This is a genomic window from Coleofasciculus sp. F4-SAH-05 (assembly GCF_040222985.1).
In the GTDB taxonomy this organism is placed as follows: domain Bacteria; phylum Cyanobacteriota; class Cyanobacteriia; order Cyanobacteriales; family Coleofasciculaceae; genus Coleofasciculus; species Coleofasciculus chthonoplastes.
In genome coordinates, this window is record NZ_JAVKBY010000121.1 from 21,831 (window position 1) to 42,460 (window position 20,630).

The following is a 20,630-nucleotide window of genomic DNA, read 5'->3' on the forward strand; positions in this document are numbered from 1 at the left end:
TCCATGGCACTAACTGACCAAGATTTAACCACAGTTCATGAGTATGGCATTGACCCAGCCGACGAGAAGTACAAAACCTTACTCACCGACTTACAAGGCAATATTCTCAAAGGACATGGACGAGAGCATAGTGTCCATCTCTTCTTAAGATTTAAACCGGATCAAGTCGATGCTGCCAAGAAATGGATTCAAGGGTTTACCCGCAAATATGTGACCTCGGCAAAACAGCAGGCTGATGAAGCCGAACTTTACCGAAAATACAAAGCAAAAGGGAGTCTATTTGCCAACTTCTTTTTATCTCGTTTTGGCTATGAATATCTAGAAGTTAAACCCTTCCGCACTCCCAAGGATCAGCCGTTTCGCTTTGGCATGAAAAATGATGCCGTGAGGAACTTGATGGGTGATCCGGTTGTGGAAGAATGGGAACCGGGATATCAGGATGAAATTCATGCCTTGGTCTTAATGGCAGATGATGATGTGGTGGATTTACTCCAAGAAGTCAACCGGATGTCACAAAAGCTGCTCAAGGTTGCTGATATTGTCAATCGGGAAGATGGGTTTATTCTCAGAAACGAGAAAAATCAATCCATTGAACATTTTGGCTATGTGGATGGGACGAGTCAGCCCCTATTTTTGAAACGGGATATTGTCAAAGATAAATATAACAACTGTGAATTTGAAAAATGGGATTCCCGTGCGCCACTGAGTTTGGTGTTAGCTAAAGACCCCAATGGGACAACGGAGGATAGCTACGGCAGTTATTTAGTCTACCGGAAACTGGAACAAAATGTCAGAGCCTTCAAAGAAGAAGTGGCTCAACTGGCTGAAAAGTTAGGGGTAGACCCGGATTTAGCGGGCGCCATGGCTGTGGGTCGGTTTAAAGATGGCACACCTGTCACTCGTTCATCGATACCCGCCTCATCCGATACCAATAGTTTTGGCTTTGACGATGATACCCAAGGCACAAAATGTCCGTTCCATGCTCACGTCCGCAAAACCAATCCGCGTGGGGATACCGGACGAGTCGGTTCTTCTGTGAATTACGAGCAAGCCTTAGAAACAGAACGGGGTCATCGCATTGCCCGTCGCGGGATTAGTTATGGGGAAAATGACATTACCCGCGAATCCTCATCGGGTTCAGGATTGCTGTTTTTATGCTTCCAAGGCAATATTGAAAATCAGTTCAATTTCATGCAAGCGTCTTGGGCAAACCAGAATAATTTTGTCAATGTGAATACGGGTCCTGATCCGATTATTGGTCAACAGGCTGGAATTCAGAAATGGCCCACGGGTTGGGGAGAATCAACAACCACAGAATGTAAGTTTAAACTGTGGGTACACATGAAGGGTGGCGAATACTTTTTTGCCCCTAGTATGAGTTTCTTAAAAACGTTGAGTCCAGTTGGTGAAGAACTCACCCCAGAAACACTGGATACCTATTCGACCATGTGTTTTGATGGTAAAAATGATTATCTCGTCATCTCAGATAATCCGAGTTTGCAGGTGCAAACTTATACAGTTGAAGTTTGGCTTAAACCCAGTGATCCGAAAGACGCTTGGCAGGGTGTTATTGGCAAACCAGGTCGAAATTTTAATATCTGGTTAAATAATGCGGGATATGTTCACCACCGCTTCCATACTCCAGCCGGTGGGAATGCGGGAGCGCCAAATACGGCTAATGGTTCGATTCAATGGAATCAATGGTATCACTTAGCGATTACCAATGATGGCACAACGGCAAAAACCTACATTAATGGGGAATTGAAGGCAGAAGGACCAACGGGAGGAAATCTGATCGTTAATCATACTCCCCTCTACATCGGTCGTAGCCTCGATGGAGACAGTAGTCGTTATTTTTACGGTAACATGGCTGAAGCTCGCCTCTGGGATAGCGCCCGCTCTGAAGCAGACATTAAAGCCAATATGAACCACCGCTTAACTGGGTATGAGCCAGGTTTAGTAGGTTACTGGCTATTGGATGAACGCTACGGCAATATAATCCCGGATTGTACTCCTAATGCCAACTCCGGTATTTACCATAGTTGAAGATTAGTTTAACCTGAGTCGGGGCGGGTTTAGTCACATCTTGGTGAAACCAAAAATAGAGTAGTAAAACCCGCCCCTACACAATTTCCCAATCTTTCACTCAAAACTTACCTCCCTTCGTTGCGTCACATACCGTGAAAACTAAGAACCTACAAAGGTGATCATCTCCCGTCTTCCTTTCCCTATTGACTTAGTAGAACTGTAAATTGGCTAGATGTTTCATCATACACTTGTTGTAAATTTTAGTTGTCTTTGTTGTGATGAATTTAAGCCACCCTTCAAAACTATGTTCTTTAGAAAATCTCATTCATGGATTGAGTATTCCAGCGACGAAAAATTCATCCTATTATGACCAACTGATTCAGTCTCTTGATATACACCTAGATAATATAGACCCTTACTGTACCTGGAACGAGCGGTCTTATACTCGCAATTTAGTCCACAGCACAGACTTATATGAACTGCTGATTTTATGTTGGCATAAGGGACAAGCTAGCCCAATTCACGATCATCAAAGTCAAGATTGTTGGATTTATGTGGTCGAAGGCACAATTGAGGAAACACTCTATCAGCCAACGCTGGATCATGATCAACATTTTATCTTACGTGAGACAGATAGGATAACGTATCACCAAGGTATCTCTTCGCTGCTTCAACGGCTGCTTTGGGTAACCTGGAAAATGTGAGATTAGTAGCCCATTGAGATAGGGATGGCAAAATTTCTAAATTTTCCATGTTCTTTCCCTGTTAAGGTTGTAGGGGATTAATCCGAAGGTTTTTTGGCACGATAAAAGGGTTTTTTGACGACAACGGCGGGATAATTCTTACCGCGAAATTCTACCTCTAACGGTTGACCTATCTTGGCGAGGGATGTGGGACAATAGGCAAGTGCGATCGCGATACTTTTTGGCTGCTCTGGCGGGAGAATTATAACGACCTTTACAATTATTGCTTAACGTGGATAGCAGGCAACTCTGTAGATGCAGAAGAAGCCATGATTCGAGCTTTTATAAGGCGAAACAAGATGCGTCGGTCTTGCCGCATCTAGGAAAGAGTTGTGAGATATTTTTTAAGGAGTGCCTCAGAAGCTGTTTCTCTCCTTTTTTCATCCCACTCTAAGTTATTTCATTCGCTTAGGAACAAATCGCCCTTTTTCTTCATCTTGTCCCGCCTTATGGTTAGTAGCCGTTAGTTTAAACTGCTTCCAGATTCCGTTCACCGGTTCTGATCCGGACAATTTCCTCAACGGGACTGATGAAGATTTTCCCGTCGCCAATTTCACCCGTGCGAGCCGCATCAATCACTTTTTCAACGACCATATCAACTTGGGAATCTTCGACGACAATCTCCACCTTGAGCTTTTGCAGGAACTCGACGGTGTACTCGGAACCTCGATAACGCTCGGTTTGACCTTTTTGGCGTCCAAATCCTCGAACTTCTGAAACCGTCATGCCGACGATTCCCGCGTTGACGAGGACGATTTTAACTTCATCGAGCTTAAATGGTCGAATAATCGCTTCTACCTTTTTCAAGATTCTAGATCCTCACTTACGTTTCTTTATATTTACCAGACCAGCATGACACGTTTTACACTCCCATCAGTGAAATTTTTGTAACAAGGAGTACGGTTTTTTGAAGTACGGTATGCATTGTCGGTTCCCCATCGCCTCTTCCCCAATTCCCAGGAGGTCAACACTGAGTCGGGGCGTTTAGTCACATCGGGTTGAGGCAAGAAACAATAATAGTAACTCAGGGCGGGTTTTGTCACCAAGTTGGGTAAAACAATTCGTGTTTGTCCCTAAACCCGCCCCTACACACTCAACCCTCAACTCTTTACGGTGGTCGATCGCTAAACTTTTGATTAAAATGAGAAATATATCACGGGGGGCCTTAATGGTTTCGACGTGTTGGTGAAAGCCAACCCGCGATACAGGTCGAGAGTGAGTCTTCTCTCGTAAATCCCGGACTCAAAAAAAAGTAACTGCGAACAACATCGTTCCTTTTGCTCGTAAGGCAGCTCCTGTAGCCGCTTAAACACCTCTCATAGGTTCGAGCGTTCTTAGTCTGACTCCGTTAAGGGCTAAGGACACAACCCCAACGGATGCGCTAGGCGAGCTGTCTTTGGTCGGCTCTCTAGCAAAGACCCCAACCAAAGCATCCCGCCATCCGGGATAATGGATGGTTCCCGCCCTGAGGATGAGAAGGGCTAAGCCTGTGAATGATCGGTAGGTAAATACCCAATGCGGACACGGGTTCAATTCCCGTAGGCTCCATTTCTAAATTCAATTTTCAGATGCAATAAGACCCCTTCATCTAGCATGAAGGGGTTTAAATCATTGATCATACGTTGATTAGTTTGCCATAATTCATACCAAATCTGCTTCATTAACCTCCTGTATCACCAGGGTGCTGTTTCCTGGAAGCCTTCTGCTATCTGCCCTCTGCCATCTGCCTTGTCCTTACCAAAAAGGAAATAGTTAACCCGGATTTCGTATCAGATTATCCGGATGAATGCCTTGATGACAGAAAAAGGTAATCAAACGCCTTCAGTGCCCTGATCAATTTATTAATAATTGTTGCGGGTCAGATGAATGAACTCCAAACTCCGGCTTTGGTGTTCATTCAATAATGTTGGAGGTAAGGATGCGAGGATTTGACCGCCCAAAAGGAGTAGGGAATTCATCCTATCCAACCGAATCCCTGACTCTGGAGTACCTCATCCTTAAATATGTAAACAACAACGAGCAAGAGCAAGTTATGGTAATGCAACCTACGTATGGTAATAATTTTATCGATAGCTCAACCATTGAACTTTCTCAGGAAGGATTGCGGTCTATTCTGAATCAGATTGAGGCAGAACTCATCGATAGTGAAGTTTACCGCCGCACCATGGCTGGGTTACAAACGATGTTAGGAGAAGCCTCAAGCAACGCCCATATTCTGGTCAAGGCGGTGGGGCGAGAAGCCGTAAGGTTGACATTTCAGGAATTTGCCAGACAGTATAAGGTTGTTCCGGTGACTCCTGTGGCTTCTGACGGAATGAATCAACCGACAGAAACCGAAGAGGAGGAGTTGGAGATTCCCCAAACTGAAGAGACGGAACGTCCCATTGGCTCGAAAGAAACGATGTCCCATAGGGTTCAGACAAACTTATCGCCCAGTTTAGCGGATCGAGAGATTGGCGAAACTCGGTCGCGTCAAAAACTCACTAAAGCAGAATTAGCCGAGCAAAAGCTTTTCCTAGAACGGGAAGAGATGTTGCAGCAAATTGGTCAACAACTGCGACGAGCGCGTCAATCCCGCTCTTTGAGCCTTCAGCAACTACATCGCCAAACTTTAGTCCCCATTCATCAAATTGAAGCATTAGAAACGGGACATCTAGCTCAGCTACCAGAGGATATTTATATTCGTGGTTTTATTCGCCGGCTTGGTTATGCTCTAGGGTTAGACGGTGTAACATTAGCCTTGTCTTTGCCAAAAATTGATCCGGTCAAGTCTGTGGTTCCTTCCTGGTATAAAGATCCAGTCGCTACAGGGTTTCACCTTAAATCTGTTCATTTATATCTAGGCTACGCCACGTTGATTGCAGGAGCAGTGGGAGGACTTAACTGGATGTCGAATCAACAATCTGCCCCCCAAAACACAGCGGAACCTGAACCTGTTCCTTCTGGTCAAAACTCTATGTCTCCAAAAGCTGCAACTAGCAAATCTACTCATACGCCTGGGATTAAATCGAGTCAAACTGGTGTACAAGCAGGAGCTGATATTGCTCCCCCTGAGGCATTTCCGTGTTAATGAGATGGAGAAGATAGGGGAGATGGAGAAGATGGAGAAGATGGAGAAGCTAACAAATGACGAATAACCACTTTATAGACTCTTTGCCAATTCCTCACAAACTCCTAACACAGATATATCTGACGAAATTCCTATCGTCAGAATAGTGATATAGAAACATAAAATAAGACTCGGCTGTTACGATCATTTATTGTAATTCAGTACCGAATTGCAAGCTTGAAGCTATTTGCCTTATTCATGAGTTGATTCTGGCAAGTTAACTGAATTCTATAGTGTTTCCTTAACGATGTTTAGTAATCTTACTCCTTTTTAAGCAAGTGACTTACTTAATCTGTACTTGTGACATCTTACACAAGCAAATCTATCCATTAAGTTTAGGTGCGAATACGATTGGGCGAGAAGAGGATAACACTATTGTAGTTGACCATACCTATCTATCCCGTTACCACGCTCAGATTTTGTTTTCCCCAGACGCTGTGATACTGCGGGATCTCAATAGCCTGAATGGTACGTTTGTTAATGAGTTTAAAGTTGAACAATGTCAACTTAAGGATGGAGATTTTATTCGTTTAGGGGATGTATCGTTTAAGTTTGTACAGCAAATCCCTCAAGTTGAGAAAACTGTATCATCGGACGCTGATACGGCAATTTCAATTGTCAAGCAAGTCTCTCCGGAAAAAACTCGAATTGCCATCACTGATTTATTGCAACCAGATAGGTCAGAAAATTCTATTATTAAACTGAAGCAGCAAGATGCTGATCAACGAACGGTTGATAAATTGCAAATTTTGCTGGAAGTCAGTAAACAATTGTCCTCTCCCGAAGATCCTGATCAATTGCTGCAAAAAATCGTCGATTTGCTATTTGAAATCATGCATATCGATCGAGCCACTATTTTGATGGTTAATCAAATCAGTGGTGTTCTGGAACAAAAAGCCGTAAACTGGCGCTCTGGCATCCCGACTGACGAGAATTTTTACAGTAGCAAAATCACGAATTTTGTCCGTCATCAGGGGGATGCAATTCTCACAGACGATGCGTGTAAAGATAGTTTATTTAACGATTCAATCTCTATTGTTGAACAAGGGATTCATGCAGCAATGTGTGTTCCGCTGAAACCCGCCGATGAGGTAATTGGGGTATTGTATGTGGATAACTTATCAATGACTGATATCTATTCCGATGAAGATTTAGAGTTTTTAACTTGTCTAGCCAACCAAGCCGCGATCGCGATTGAAAATTCCCGCCTGTATAAAAAGATGCAGGAACAGGAAGTAATGAGGGCAAAGTTGGAACGATTCTTTCCTCAATCGGTGAGTCGCAAGTTACGGGAAGAAGGTAATTTAGCCACGGTGGAGACAGAAGTGACGGCTTTGTTTGCCGATATTAGCAACTATACGCAAATGTCGGCGAAAATGGAACCGCGTCAGATTGTTGAAATGCTGAATGAGTATTTCCAAGTCATTGTAGAAGAGATTGTTTTTCCTTACGAAGGAACGTTAGAAAAGTACATTGGTGATGGAATTCTAGCAATTTGGGGCGCACCGTATCGCCAACCCAATGATGTGGATTTAGCGGTACAAGCAGCGATTGAAATGCAATGGGCAGTTTCCCGCTTAAATCAAAAATGGATTCGCGAAAACCGACAACCGATTCAAATTCACATTGGTTTGAATACAGGCACAGTCGCAGCTGGAAATATTGGTTCTAAAAATATGATTCAATATGCCACAATTGGTGATACAACAAATGTGAGCAGTCGAATTTGTGACGTGGCTCAAGCTGGGCAAATTTTAATCGCTCAAAGTACGTTTGATAAGCTGAATGATCCGAGTATTCCCCTAGAAAAAATACCACCTGTTTGGGTGAAGGGTAAGACTTCGCCTTTACATCTCTATCGGGTTTTGTGGCAGCAGTATAACGCAACAGAGGTATTGTGCGAGAATGGTGGTCTAGTAACTACACTTAGCCCATCTTAACTACTGGACATTGGACAAAATTTTACCAGGAACTTTTACCATGGCAAACGTTCTTTGTAAGTCGATATGTTGAAACTATTGCAAGAAAGCCTATTGCAAGAAAGTCTATTGCCACCACAAGACTTATTCAGCAGACTCTACTTAGCTTCTCACTGAAGCTTTGCCCACAGTCTCTCGACTATGAGGTTCCATAAGGCTAGACACATCGGGACCACTCGGGATAATTCCGCCAGGATTGAGCGGAAACAGATTGCCGTAATAATCTCGCTTAACACTCTCCAAATCACAGGTATCCGCAACCCCCGGAAGCTGATACAAATCGCGCAGGTAAACGCCTAAGTTTTGATAGTCTTTAATCCGGCTACGGTTGCACTTAAAGAGTCCATAGTAAACAATATCAAAGCGGAATAGGGTTGTAAATAGACGCACATCTGCCAACGTCACTCTATCCCCACACAAATAGCGATTTGTCTCTAATACCGCATCAATTTCATTGAGTGTGGTAAACAATTCATCACAGGCTTGATCATAAGCCTCTTGAGATTGGGCAAAACCGCAGCGATAAACGCCATTATTCACCGTATGGTAAATCTTATCATTCCACTCAGCGATCGCGGACTTCAGATCCTCTGGATACAAGTCCAGTGCAGCATTCTTAGCGAACTGATTAAACTGAGAGTTGAGTATAACAATAATCTCGGCACTCTCATTATTAACTATCGTTTTCGTCTGGTTATCCCACAAGACTGGAACCGTCGAACGCCCACTGTAACCGGATTGGGCTAACTGGTATAATTCCGGCAACGTGTGACAGCCTTCTTCGGGTTTCTCAAACACCCAGATTCCCTGATCTGAAGACGGCGAGACAATCGATACTCCAATTACCTCATCCAATCCCTTCAGCGCCCTCACAACCAGCGTCCGATGCGCCCAAGGACATCCGAGTCCCACAAACAGAGTATAGCGCCCTGGGGCGGGTGGATAGGGATTTCCGGCGTCTGTACCAATTGCCTGTCTAAACTGACTCTCTGGGCGAATGTATTCTCCCTTTTTGCTGGGCGGTGCTAGTTTGGACATCATAATCTGCCACATTGTCGTCCAGACAAACTTGCCCAACCGGATAATCACGGTTGAGGGGAGAGATGTACCTTTAGGTTTCCAAGAAGATGTTGCCATGAGTGAAGAATTGAATTTTATCCTACTGGTGTAACACAGCTAAATTTGTGGCATAGAGTTCACCGTTCAATCGGGCGCACGTCGGTGCGCCCCTACAATTCCAACCCAGCAAATTAGGTGTACCACACCATTACTGTATCGAATAGCGGCGAATAGTAGCGATCGCGATCGCATCCAGGGATGATAGTCTAACTACTGTTGGGTTTTCCTGCTGATCATCCAAAACCAAAGCACACCAGACAAATGGTAGATATGGCTAACATCACCATCCAATCCGCAACTGAACGTAACAACGGCTGGTCTTATCAGGTGAAACTAGAAAATGATCGCGAGTATAACTACGATGTCACCCTCAGTCAATCCGACTATAACCAATGGTCGCAAGGTAAAGTTTCACCCGAACAATTAGTCGAGGCGGCGTTTGAATTCCTACTGGAACGTGAACCCGCCTCGTCTATTATGTCAAAATTTGATTGTGCCGTAATCCGCCGCTATTTTCCCGAAGTGGATAGCGAGTTACCGAAGAAACTTTAACGGTTAAAACTCAGGCTATTCATCATCTGATCTAACACTTGTTTATTGCGTTGATAGCGTTGACCTTGCATATCAATAGACATCTGATTGGGACGACCTTGGTAACGGCTCTCAACCCAAAGACTCCAGTGTTCCAAGGTCTGCTTCCAATTCTTCTAGATCATAGTAGTTTTAAGATGAAATTAAGCAAAAAAGAGATGAGTTATATGAAAAAGACAAAGACATTAATAAATTGCCAAGTTATTTACAAAATTTAGAAGTCATAAGTGTAATACAGTTAGTCGTGTCTTCAGCTAAATCAGGATTAATTTCTTAGCGGTTCGTGTAAGAGTTAGGTTAACGACGCATAAACTTGAATCAGTACCAAGGAAGGTTGACAAAGCGGTAACGATCGCCTTTCACAAGGTTTATAGGTATTTCTACTCAACGCCTATAAGGATTTCTGATAAAGCCCCTGGGGTTGATCGTGTAAAAATGAAGAAACTATAAATCGTTTTAATAAACGTTGCTGATACAGGAGTCAACATCAATGGTAGTACTCACCGATCGCACCCAGAAGCGCTTAACCATGCAGACGGGCGAAATCGCGCCAGATACAACGGCGATCCGTTCCTTAGACTGGGATCGCGATCGCTTCGATATTGAGTTTGGGCTGCAAAACGGCACCACCTATAACTCGTTCCTGATTCGGGGTGAGAAAATTGCCCTGGTGGATACCTCCCATGAAAAGTTTCGTGAACGTTACTTAGATACGCTTAAGGGGTTGATTAAACCCAGCCAGATTGATTATCTGATTATTAGCCACACGGAACCCGATCATAGTGGCTTAGTCAAGGATATTGTCCAACTCGCACCAGAGATTACCGTCGTCGGGTCAAAAGTGGCGATTCAATTCCTGGAAGACTTGGTGCATCACCCCTTCAAACGGCAAATCGTGAAAAATGGTGACCAACTGGATTTAGGGAAAGGGCATGTGTTGGAATTTGTCAATGCCCCCAACCTCCATTGGCCCGATACTATCTTTAGCTACGATGCCGGAACCCAAGTGATGTTTACCTGTGATGCCTTTGGTATGCATTACTGTTCTGATAGCACCTACGACGAAGACATGAGTGCCATAGAAGCCGACTTCCGCTTCTACTACGACTGCTTAATGGCACCCAATGCCCGTTCCGTTCTCTCCGCCCTGAAACGGATGGATAAACTAGGAGACATCACCACCGTCGCCACGGGTCATGGTCCTCTATTATTGCATCATGTCGGGGAATGGGTAGATCGGTATCGGCGCTGGAGTAAAGCCCAGGCAAAAGCCGAAACCTCTGTGGTTGTGTTTTACGTATCTGATTACGGCTATAGCGATCGCCTTTCCCAAGCCATTGCCCGAGGCATTACCAAAACTGGGGTGGGCGTGGAAATGATGGACTTAAAATCGGCTGATCCACAAGAAGTCCAAGAAACCGTCAGTCGCGCCGGGGGAATTGCGATCGCGATGCCTCCCGCCTCGAATAAAGCCGCCACCGCCGCTGTGAGTACCATCCTCGCTGCTGTGAAATCCAAGCAAGTCGTGGGTATCTTTGAATCCTATGGCGGAGATGACGAACCCATTGACCCCCTACTGAGTCAATTCCGCAACCTCGGACTCAAAGAAGGATTTGCCGCGATTCGGGTCAAAGAAACGCCAAGCGAAGCCACTTATCAACTCTGCGAAGAAGCCGGAACCGATATGGGGCAACTCCTCACCCGCGATCGCGAAATTAAGCAACGGAAATCCCTGGATAGTGATCTCGACAAAGCCCTAGGACGGATCAGTGGCGGACTTTATATTATTACCGCCCAAAAAGGTGACATTAAGAGTGCCATGTTAGCCTCCTGGGTATCCCAAGCCAGCTTCAAACCCCTCGGCTTAACCATTGCGGTGGCGAAAGATCGGGCAATTGAGTCTTTGATGCAAGTAAGCGATCGCTTTGTGCTGAATATTCTAGAAGAGGGGAATTATCAGGCATTAATGAAGCACTTCCTCAAGCGGTTTCCCCCAGGTGCGGATCGGTTTGAGGGGGTGAACACACAAACAGCGACGAATGGATCTCCGATTCTCACCGATGCCTTGGCTTATGTAGAGTGTAAGGTGGAAAGTCGGATGGAGTTGAGTGACCATTGGATAGTCTACGCCACTGTTGACGCCGGACGAGTATCTAAGGCGGATGCGTTGACGGCGGTTCACCATCGCAAAGTGGGGAATTATTATTAGTCATTTGTCATTTGTCATTTGTCATTTGTCGTTGGTTTGTTCCCAATGATTAATGATGTATGACTGATGAAGGTGAGGTGGCTTTCTGTTTAACTTGGCGATTGCCTGTGACAACTCCGATTTGGTATAAGGGCATGGCAGTGCCATGCCCCTACAGGATTAGGTCGATTTGTTCGTGTATTATACCCGTAGTTATTAGAACAAAAGCATTACCCTGTTACCCTCTTACCCTTCTACCCTTTTACCCTTCTTAGACAACCTTCTACGCTAAAATATTATGAACACTCCTACCCCTCGCGACGTTCAAGTCCTCCCCATCGCCTCCGATACTACTGTTCTCCGTTCCCGCACTTGGGATAGACTCAAATTTGAAATCGAATATGCCCTGCAACGCGGCACCACCGCCAATTCCTATCTCATCCAAGCGGATAAAATCGCCCTGATTGATCCTCCGGGCGAATCGTTCACCGAAATCTTTTTAACCGAACTGCAACGCCGGATTGACCCCAAACGAATCGATTATGTCATCCTCGGTCATGTTAATCCCAACCGAGGCGTTACCCTAAAAGCCTTACTCGAACTCGCCCCTCAGATTCAATTCGTCTGTTCCAATCCTGGTGCGATCGCGCTGCGTGGTATCTTAGATGCACCGGATTTAAAAGTAACGGTGGCGCGGGGGGATGAAACCCTGGATTTAGGCAAGGGTCATCATCTGCAATTTATCCCCACCCCTAATCCCCGTTGGCCCGACGCCCTTTGTACCTACGACCCCCACACTGAAGTTCTATTTACCGATAAGTTATTTGGTGCCCATCTGTGTGGTGACCAAGTAATGGATGAAGGCTGGACAACAATTAGCGAACACCGCCGCTATTATTTCGATTGCGTCATGGCGCCCCATGCGCGACAGGTGGAAAAGGCGCTGGATAAGATAGAGGAGGTGCAAGCAAGGCTTTATGCTACAGGTCATGGGCAATTGGTACGCTATAGCTTAATTCCCCTGACCCAATCCTATCGCCAATGGTGTGAACGTCAAAAAACCCAAGACATAAGCGTTGCTCTGTTGTATGCTTCAGCTTATGGGAATACTGGCACGGTTGCCCAGGCGATCGCACGGGGGATGACTAAGGCTGGAGTTGGTGTAGAATCGATTAACTGCGAAATCGCTGACCCGGAGGAGATTCGCGCTGCTGTGGAAAAGGCGGAGGGGTTTGTTATGGGTTCTCCGACGTTAGGGGGTCATGCACCCACCCAGATTCAAACCGCTTTGGGGATTGTTTTATCCACGGCGACGAAAACCAAACTGGCGGGGGTTTTTGGGTCATTTGGCTGGAGTGGTGAAGCAATTGACCTGATTGAAAATAAGTTTAAGGATGCGGGGTATAAGTTTGGCTTTGAGACGATTCGGGTCAAATTTAAACCTACTGAAGCCACACTGAAATACGCCGAAGAAGCGGGAACGGATTTTGCCCAAGCCCTGAAGAAAGCCAAGAAATCCCGCACATCCCGCCAACCCGTCAGTGATGCCCAAGTTGCCCGAACTGAACAGGCTGTGGGGCGGTTAATTGGGTCACTTTGTATTATTACGGCGAAGCAAGGAGAACTGACGGGGGCGATGTTAGCAGATTGGATTTCCCAAGCCACGTTTACTCCACCAGGGTTAACGATTGCGGTGGCGAAAGACCGGGCGATTGAGTCGTTATTGTATCAGGGTGATCAATTTGTGATGAATATTTTAGAGGAAGGGAAGCATTTGGGGTTAATGAAGCATTTCCTCAAACCCTTTGCCCCAGGGGAAGACAGATTTGCGGGGGTGGCGACGGAGGATGGTGAAAATGGTTGTCCGATTCTTAGCGATGCTTTGGCGTATGTGGAATGTACGGTGGATAATCGGATGGAATGTGGGGATCATTGGTTGATTTATGGGGTGGTGACGAATGGCAAGGTGTTATCGGAGGGGGTAACGGCGGTGCATCATCGTAAGTCGGGGACACATTATTAGTGCAGGGGGATGGGGGGATAGGGTATTTTTTTAACGCTACAGGTAGCAGAGGGAAAGCGCAGAGGAACGCAGAGGGGTTAGCGGTTGGTGTGCAAGTTTTATCAGTATGCAGGACTTACGCAAAGACTCTATGTGTAGGGTGTGTTAGCGAAGCGTAACGCACCTTTACAGGATTAGCGATGGTGAAAGCCCTGGCGATTCATCCAAGGGATGAAACCGAGCGATTCGTAAAGACTGCGGGATAAATCCCGCAGTAATGGACTGACACAGCTAAAATTGTGGAATAGATTTGACGTTTAAACCGGGCGCACGCCATACGCCCCTACAATGCTAATCCACCAATTAAGGTGTGCCACGCCAGTAATTTCCTCAAGTGATATAATAGAACCCTAAACAGGGAGGTGATATTCTTGTACGGTTGTCAGCAAGTATTGTTAAATCCAGATAAAGAGCTAGCCGCCGTTCTAGAGTTTATTTGCACTGAAGCGAATAACTTAATGAACTGCGGCATTTATTATGCTCGTCAAATCTGGTTTAAACGTCGGCGAATTATCGGCAAATATGACTTAGAAAAGGAGTACAAAAACAACAAACACTTCCAAGCTCTCTACTCTCAAGCAGCCCAACAAGCGCTAAGAACAGTTAGCGAATCTTTTAAGTCCTTCGGTGGGTTGATGAAGGCGTTCAGAAAAGGAAAGATGGCTGATCAGCCTAGACTGCCTAAAAGAAAGGTGGTCTTTCTGCTGTCAGTTATCCTAAGCAGGCTTTGAAGATTAAAGATGGTCGAATCAGAATACCGCTAGGAAAGCTGGTCAAGACATGGTTCAAGATAGCGGATTTCTTCATTCATAAGCCATCTAACCTCAACACCTCGACTCCGCTCGGTGTTGACGCTGAGCGGAGCCGAAGCGTCAACTTCAAAGACATTAAAGAGTTGAGAATCCTCCCCCGCAACGGTTGCTTCTATGCTGAGTTTGTCTACCTCCTGCCCTCTGTAACAGCAGATGTAGATTCCTCAAGAGTTCTAGGAATCGACCCCGGACTTGACAACTGGATGACCTGTGTCTCTAACGTAGAGACCAGCTTTATCGTTGATGGACGCAAGCTAAAGAGTCTTAACCAGTTCTACAACAAGCGGGTTGCAACCATTAAGTTGGGAAAAGCTGAAGGATTTTGGAATGAAGAACTAGCTTCTCTCACAGAAAGGCGCAATAGGCAAATGAGAGATGCAGTTAACAAAGCCGCTCGTGTCGTTATCAACCATTGCCTTCAACATCGAATTGGAACAGTCGTTTTCGGTTGGAATCGACGCAATAAAGACGGGATTGAGTTAGGGAAAAAGACGAACCAAGAATTCGTTCAGATTCCTACCGCTCGTCTCAAAAACAGGATTGAGCAACTGTGTGAGCAATACGGAATTCAGTTCGTAGAAACTGAAGAAAGCTACACCTCTAAAGCTAGTTTTCTCGACAACGATCCTCTACCTGTATTCGGCTCCAAGCCGGAAGGGTGGATACCGAGCGGGAAGCGAGTAAAGCGCGGAATGTACCGCACCAAAAATGGAGAATTCGTCAACGCCGATGCTAACGGTGCTGCCAATATCCTCCGCAAAGTAGAGATACAGCTAGGTCTTGACCTAGCCAAGGTCTGTAGGGCGTTTTTGACTGCGCCATCCAGAGTTTTCCTCTGGAACTCTAAGAAGACCAAACGAAGGGACGCGGCTTTAGCCCGTCCCGTAGTATCCTCTTAGAATCCCCCGCGTTTTAACCGGGGGATAAGTCAATACCATCTGTGGTGTAGCTGCGTAAGTCCTGAGTATGGAGAGATAAACTTGGGTTGATAATTGAGAGGCTTTCGGGGGGAATGTCTCTATGTTTTACTTGCCACGAATGGCTATTACTGGACATATCCTAGAGGATGGCGGTTGGGTCAATGTCAAGATAGAGGTTAAGGCTATGGGATAGGAGACTGATGGGATGGAATTGATTACCGGGTTAGGAGGGTTTGTTTTTGTCGCCGCCCTATCGGGGATTATTGGGAATAAGGCGGATTTGGGGTTGGATACTTTAATCAGGATGATGAATCGCCTGAAACCTGGGGAGACGCCGACGATACAAACGGCGGTGGGGCGGGCGTTTTTGTTGGCGCAGCAAAGTTTGGTGGAAGAGTGTCTGCGTGAATTGATTGGTGAGAATAAAAGTATTTGGGATTGTCCACCTCAGTACAAAAATGAGGTAAGTTGGCTAGACCACAAGTTAAAACGGCTAAAGGCGGATTTACAGAAGCTGGAATTGGGGGAATTTGGCGAATTAGCGGTGACACCTGTGGCTGATATTGACTCCCTGTTAACCCCAGATGGGGCGTTGGTTGGGGATACGGTTCAGGTGGTACGTCAGCAACTTAAGGTAATTTTACAGCAGGAGAATGCGATCGCACTTTACCAAACCAAGGCTGTAACTCCCCAAGTGGGCTTGTTTGAACGGATGTGTGCCTGTTTTGCAGTGGAGATGCAGACGAATCCGGTACTGCGGGAGATGATTCAGGGACAATTGCTAACTCAGATTAATGCTAATTTGAAAACGCAGCAGGTGACGGTAAAGGATTTAACTCACTCCTTGCAGAATTTGGCGCGGGATGTGGTGCGCGATATGGGAGATATTAAGGAGTCTTTGGAACGCCTCAAGCATCAAATGGCGGCTTTATCAGTACGTCAACTACCTGTTCCCGATGATTTCCGGTGGATTGTTGAGGATAAGACGAAGGGATTTGTCGGGCGGGAATTTGTCTTTGATGCCATTGAGGAATTTTTCCAGCAGCAGCGTAAAGGCTACTTTATTATCGAAGCCGAACCGGGGATGGGCAAAAGTTCTATCCTGGCAGAATTTGTGCGGCGGAATGATTGCATTGTCTATTTCAACCAGCGCAATGAAGGGATAACCAGCGCTGAACAATTCCTCCGGAGTGTCTGTATCCAGCTTATTCAAGATTACGAACTATCTCACTCTCAAGACATCCAACCCGAAAATACGTGTAATAGTAATTTTTTCAAAAACCTACTCACTGAAGCGACAGGGAAACTGAAGTCAAATGAACGATTGGTCATTGCCGTTGATGCTTTGGATGAAGTTGACTTGAGTAGCCAGAGTCGGGGTGCTAACGTCCTTTACCTACCTGAAGATTTGCCCGATAATGTCTATTTAATTGTCACAAAACGACCGTTACCACCTGACCAACTACCGTTGCGGGTGAATAATAAGCGGCTTTTTGACGTGATGCAGTATCCGGCAAGAAACCAAGAAGACGTAGAAGCTTATATTCGACAGCGCATCAATGGGGTAGGGGCTTCGGTATCCGTATCTATTCGGCAGTGGATTCAAAGTCGGGGTGCTAATGAAGAGGAATTTGTCTCGACATTGGTTGAAAAGAGCGAAGGAAACTTCATGTATCTGCGCTATGTATTGGATGACATTGAAAAAGGCGCATATCCAAAATTAGAGATTCGGGGTTTACCCAGTGGTTTGCAAGACTACTATTACAAACACTGGGAACGCATGGGCATGAATGACAAGCCCCTGTTTAAAATCAAAATTGTCTATATCCTGTCAGAATCTCCTATACCTATCCCCTTTGAGGAAATTGTGGCAATTCTCGACGCTGATGGTGAGGAAGAAAAAGGACTACCGGTGAGGGTGCAAGCGGTACTTGATGAATGGATACAGTTTTTACGGGAAGAGGAAAAGTACCGACAAACATTCTATAGCCTGTATCATAGCAGCTTCCGGGATTTTCTGCGGAATGAGAAGACAGTGAAGCGTGCGGGGATAACGCTTCAGGGAATTATTGAAATGATGGTAAATAGTAGGTAGCGAGGGGCGGTTGGTCATGGGGAAGTTAGCTGAATCGTTAAACCGCCTACCCGCAGGCAGTCGGCTGTACAGGTTACAGACGCGACCACAATTGCTGGCGCAGTCTGGTCAGGCTCACCGTTTGTTTGAGTTACTGACTGACTTTGATTTCATTGAAGCTAAGGTTTCTCATCCTGAGATCAAGTTACAAGAGCTAATTGAGGATTATGACCTAGCTTTTGAGCCTAAAGTCCTGATTTCTGGGGAGAAGGCGGAAATTCCCAGACTGATTCAAGGGGCAATTCGGCTGTCAGCGCACGTTCTGGATAAAGACAAAACGCAACTGGCTGGGCAATTGATGGGGCGGTTGATGGTGTTTGATATGCCAGAAATTCGGGCGATACTGGAACAAGTGCAGCCAATAGAACCCTGGCTGCGTCCTATGACTCCTAGCTTACACCCTCCTGGCAAGCTGTTGCTACGCACTTTTGAAGGTCACAGGAGTTCAATAAGTTCTATTGTCGTCACACCCGATGGCAAACAATTAATTTCTGGCTCACTTGATCACAGTATTAGAATCTGGAATTTTCAAACAGGAGAGCAACTACTAACTTTGACAGGTCATAGCGAATGGGTAAATGCCATAGCACTGACACCAGATAGTAAGCGAGTAATTTCTGGTTCATCAGATAAAACAATCAAAGTTTGGGATGTCAATACAGGAAGAGAAATTTTGACTCTTGAAGGTCATACAGATGCTGTCGTATCTGTCGCAGTTACGCCAGATGGCAAGCGGTTAATTTCTGGTTCATGGGATAAGACTATTAAACTATGGGATTTAGAAAACGGAAAAAATATAAAAACAATAAAGGCTCATACAGATAGAGTAAAAATTGTCTCTATCACTCCAGATGATAAGTTGCTAATCTCTTCTGGATTAGAGGAGCAACCTATCAAACACTTTCCTTGTGACACTATAAAAGGCTGGAATTTGGCAGATCTAACAGAAGTTTTTACGTTATGGAGTAATACGGAGTTTCTGGAAAATATAGCGATCAGCCCGGATGGAAAATATCTAATTTCTGCTGGAATTGACACGATCATTTGGAATCTAGAAACAAGAGAACATATTTTTACTTTCTGTCCAGAAATAGAACGGGTAGGATCATCGGTAAGTACTCTGACAGTAACCCCCGATAGTAAGTTACTAATTTCTGGCTTAGCAAACGGTGTTATCCAGATTTTAGATCTGAATACGAAAAAAGAGCTTGTCACTTGGAACGGTCATGTTGGTGCGATATTTTCTTTGGTTATGACACCAGATGGCAAACATTTGATATCTGGTTCAAGTGACCAGACGATAAAAATTTGGGATTTGGAAGCCGTTAAAGCAAAAAAAATCTTGATTCAGAATGAACGTATAGAGGCGATCAAAACCATTACAGTGACACCGGATGGTCAACGAGCAATTTCTGGTTCAGAGGATGGTTACATTAAAGTCTGGAATTTAGAAAATGGAAAAAAATTAAATACATTTACAGATGTTAATAACTTTAGAAATTCCGTACATGATTTGGTCGTCACACCAGATGGTAAGCAAGTGATTGCTGGGTTGCGTTCTGGCAACATTGAATCCTGGAATTTAAAAACAGGAAAGAACCTAAAAACCTTTAAAGGTCATACCCGTCATGTAAATGCTATAGCAGTTACACCCGATGGTAAGCAATTAATTTCAGGTTCAGCAGACATGAAAGTCAAGATTTGGAATTTAGAAACCGGAGAGGAGGCTTTTACTTTTACAGAGCATACTGACTATGTATGGCATGTGAAAGTCACACCAGATGGTAAACATATAATTTCTAGTTCGATGAATCAAACTATTTATTGGGAACTCGAAACAAAAAAAATAATTTATACCCAAAACGGTTTTGCAAACTGGAGAAAGACAATAGTAGTTGATCCACCTAGAAAATGGGAAATATATATTGTATCTGGTACAATAAAAATATTTGATTGGGAAACTAAAAAATTGATTACTAGTTTCACTGGAGATACTTGGTTAAATTGCTATGCTGTAGCACCAGATGGGATAACGATTTTAGCAGGGGATCAGTCCGGAATGGTACATTTTCTGCGGTTAGAAAATAGCAGCGCATTTGGTAGCGGATGTAACAGATAAGCCAATTTTGAGCGATCGCCTGATTGCAGATTAGATCAGCCAAACAAAGATTATCAAACACCATCTCTACACCTGCCGATCGCGGTATAATATATTCAAACTAAACAGTCGTGGCAGTAATGTTACAAAGAAATGATCAGGCTGAATTAAACATTACCACCTAATAGTTGTTCAGCCGTAAGTTCGAGGCGAGGAAATATCCCCGATTGAATCAAATCGCTGCAAACAAACTCCACCGCGTCATACCAACCTTCGACTAACGTGAGAACCGTGACTTTAGCATTTAGAGGATCAAAAATCCAATATTCAGGAATATCTAAAACGCTATATTCGGCTCGTTTTGCACGATAGTCGGTGCTTTTCGTCGATTCGCTGACGACTTCAACAACGAGTAGAGGTGGGGGTTCATTTAACTCAATAACGGCTTCGCGATTTTGCAGGTTACGCCACTGTTCTAGGGGAATCACAACGACATCGGGAATACGAACGGTATCCCATCGACCAGCGCGGGGAGAACGCACACCGACGACTCCAGCCAAGGCTGTCCATTCTTGTCCTACTTGAGCGCATTGGTTATCAAAGATGCGTTCCAAGAATTTTAAAATGGCTCCATGTTTTCCAGTACCCAAGCTCATCGGGACTAGCTCTCCATTAACCAGTTCATAGCAAGTGTCTGTCCCGTCGTCATACTTCAAGTATTCTTCAAGAGTCAGGCGGTTGGTGGTTGTCAGCATGGCAGGTTGGGGAAGATTATACCAAGTGGCGGTCAACTATAACAACTAGAGTAGTGGGCAAATAACTGGGGACAAGAGACGTTGCATGCAAC

The 20,630-nt window shown here is 44.9% G+C and carries 13 protein-coding genes, 1 other RNA gene and 3 pseudogenes; 12 read left to right on the top strand and 5 right to left on the bottom strand.

What is annotated here, in order from left to right; all coding sequences use genetic code 11:
* Positions 1-3: 3 nt before the first annotated feature.
* The 3 genes and pseudogenes from RIG27_RS14550 to RIG27_RS14560 form a co-directional block, all read left to right on the top strand.
* Positions 4-1,398, top strand: a pseudogene (locus RIG27_RS14550) (Dyp-type peroxidase); the annotation flags it as partial.
* Positions 1,399-1,446: 48 nt separating this feature from the next.
* The gene (locus RIG27_RS14555) at positions 1,447-2,046 is read left to right on the top strand and encodes a LamG domain-containing protein (RefSeq protein WP_446346309.1); all 600 of its coding nucleotides are present in this window, start codon (positions 1,447-1,449) and stop codon (positions 2,044-2,046) included.
* A gap of 260 nt (positions 2,047-2,306) precedes the next feature.
* Entirely contained in the window at positions 2,307-2,732 is a 426-nt protein-coding gene (locus tag RIG27_RS14560) for a cysteine dioxygenase (protein ID WP_446346225.1), read from the top strand.
* A gap of 77 nt (positions 2,733-2,809) precedes the next feature.
* Here the strand turns inward: RIG27_RS14560 and RIG27_RS14565 are convergent.
* Positions 2,810-2,944: pseudogene (locus tag RIG27_RS14565) on the bottom strand (glycine cleavage T C-terminal barrel domain-containing protein); the annotation flags it as partial.
* 295 nt (positions 2,945-3,239) lie between these two features.
* Entirely contained in the window at positions 3,240-3,578 is a 339-nt protein-coding gene (locus RIG27_RS14570) for a P-II family nitrogen regulator (protein WP_446346227.1), read from the bottom strand.
* 352 nt (positions 3,579-3,930) lie between these two features.
* Between RIG27_RS14570 and ssrA the strand changes: the two genes are divergently transcribed.
* The 3 genes from ssrA (at position 3,931) to RIG27_RS14585 (ending at position 7,820) form a co-directional block, all read left to right on the top strand.
* Positions 3,931-4,322, top strand: a transfer-messenger RNA (tmRNA) gene (gene ssrA / locus RIG27_RS14575).
* Positions 4,323-4,803: 481 nt separating this feature from the next.
* Entirely contained in the window at positions 4,804-5,841 is a 1,038-nt protein-coding gene (locus RIG27_RS14580; protein WP_446346229.1) for a helix-turn-helix domain-containing protein, read from the top strand.
* Between the two features lie 317 nt (positions 5,842-6,158).
* Positions 6,159-7,820 (top strand): adenylate/guanylate cyclase domain-containing protein, encoded by a 1,662-nt coding sequence (locus RIG27_RS14585; protein WP_446346231.1) that lies wholly within the window; start codon positions 6,159-6,161, stop codon positions 7,818-7,820.
* Positions 7,821-7,961: 141 nt separating this feature from the next.
* On the opposite strand, the gene RIG27_RS14590 is transcribed toward RIG27_RS14585, so the two are convergent.
* Positions 7,962-8,996, bottom strand: a complete 1,035-nt coding sequence (locus tag RIG27_RS14590; protein WP_446346233.1) for a glutathione S-transferase family protein — start codon at positions 8,994-8,996, stop codon at positions 7,962-7,964.
* Between the two features lie 243 nt (positions 8,997-9,239).
* Here RIG27_RS14590 and RIG27_RS14595 point away from each other — a divergent pair, with 243 nt between their 5' ends.
* Entirely contained in the window at positions 9,240-9,530 is a 291-nt protein-coding gene (locus tag RIG27_RS14595; RefSeq protein ID WP_446346235.1) for a hypothetical protein, read from the top strand.
* Here the strand turns inward: RIG27_RS14595 and RIG27_RS14600 are convergent.
* Complete coding sequence (locus tag RIG27_RS14600; RefSeq protein WP_446346237.1) at positions 9,527-9,667, bottom strand: hypothetical protein; 141 nt, start codon at positions 9,665-9,667, stop codon at positions 9,527-9,529. The two genes, RIG27_RS14595 and RIG27_RS14600, sit on opposite strands and share 4 nt — an antisense overlap.
* 392 nt (positions 9,668-10,059) lie before the next feature.
* Here RIG27_RS14600 and RIG27_RS14605 point away from each other — a divergent pair, with 392 nt between their 5' ends.
* The 5 genes and pseudogenes from RIG27_RS14605 to RIG27_RS14625 all read left to right on the top strand — a co-directional run bounded on the left by RIG27_RS14605 (position 10,060) and on the right by RIG27_RS14625 (position 19,804).
* Complete coding sequence (locus RIG27_RS14605) at positions 10,060-11,778, top strand: diflavin flavoprotein (protein WP_446346239.1); 1,719 nt, start codon at positions 10,060-10,062, stop codon at positions 11,776-11,778.
* A gap of 277 nt (positions 11,779-12,055) precedes the next feature.
* Positions 12,056-13,780, top strand: a complete 1,725-nt coding sequence (locus tag RIG27_RS14610; RefSeq protein WP_446346241.1) for a diflavin flavoprotein — start codon at positions 12,056-12,058, stop codon at positions 13,778-13,780.
* A gap of 410 nt (positions 13,781-14,190) precedes the next feature.
* A pseudogene (locus tag RIG27_RS14615) lies at positions 14,191-15,530 on the top strand (RNA-guided endonuclease InsQ/TnpB family protein).
* Between the two features lie 226 nt (positions 15,531-15,756).
* Entirely contained in the window at positions 15,757-17,646 is a 1,890-nt protein-coding gene (locus RIG27_RS14620; RefSeq protein ID WP_446346243.1) for an ATP-binding protein, read from the top strand.
* Positions 17,647-17,737: 91 nt separating this feature from the next.
* Positions 17,738-19,804, top strand: coding sequence for a WD40 repeat domain-containing protein (locus RIG27_RS14625; protein ID WP_446346245.1), 2,067 nt, complete (start codon positions 17,738-17,740; stop codon positions 19,802-19,804).
* A gap of 146 nt (positions 19,805-19,950) precedes the next feature.
* Here the strand turns inward: RIG27_RS14625 and RIG27_RS14630 are convergent, their stop codons facing one another.
* Positions 19,951-20,538 carry a Uma2 family endonuclease gene (locus tag RIG27_RS14630; RefSeq protein ID WP_446346247.1) on the bottom strand — a complete coding sequence of 196 codons (588 nt, stop codon included), beginning with the start codon at positions 20,536-20,538 and terminating at the stop codon, positions 19,951-19,953.
* Positions 20,539-20,630 lie beyond the last annotated feature (92 nt).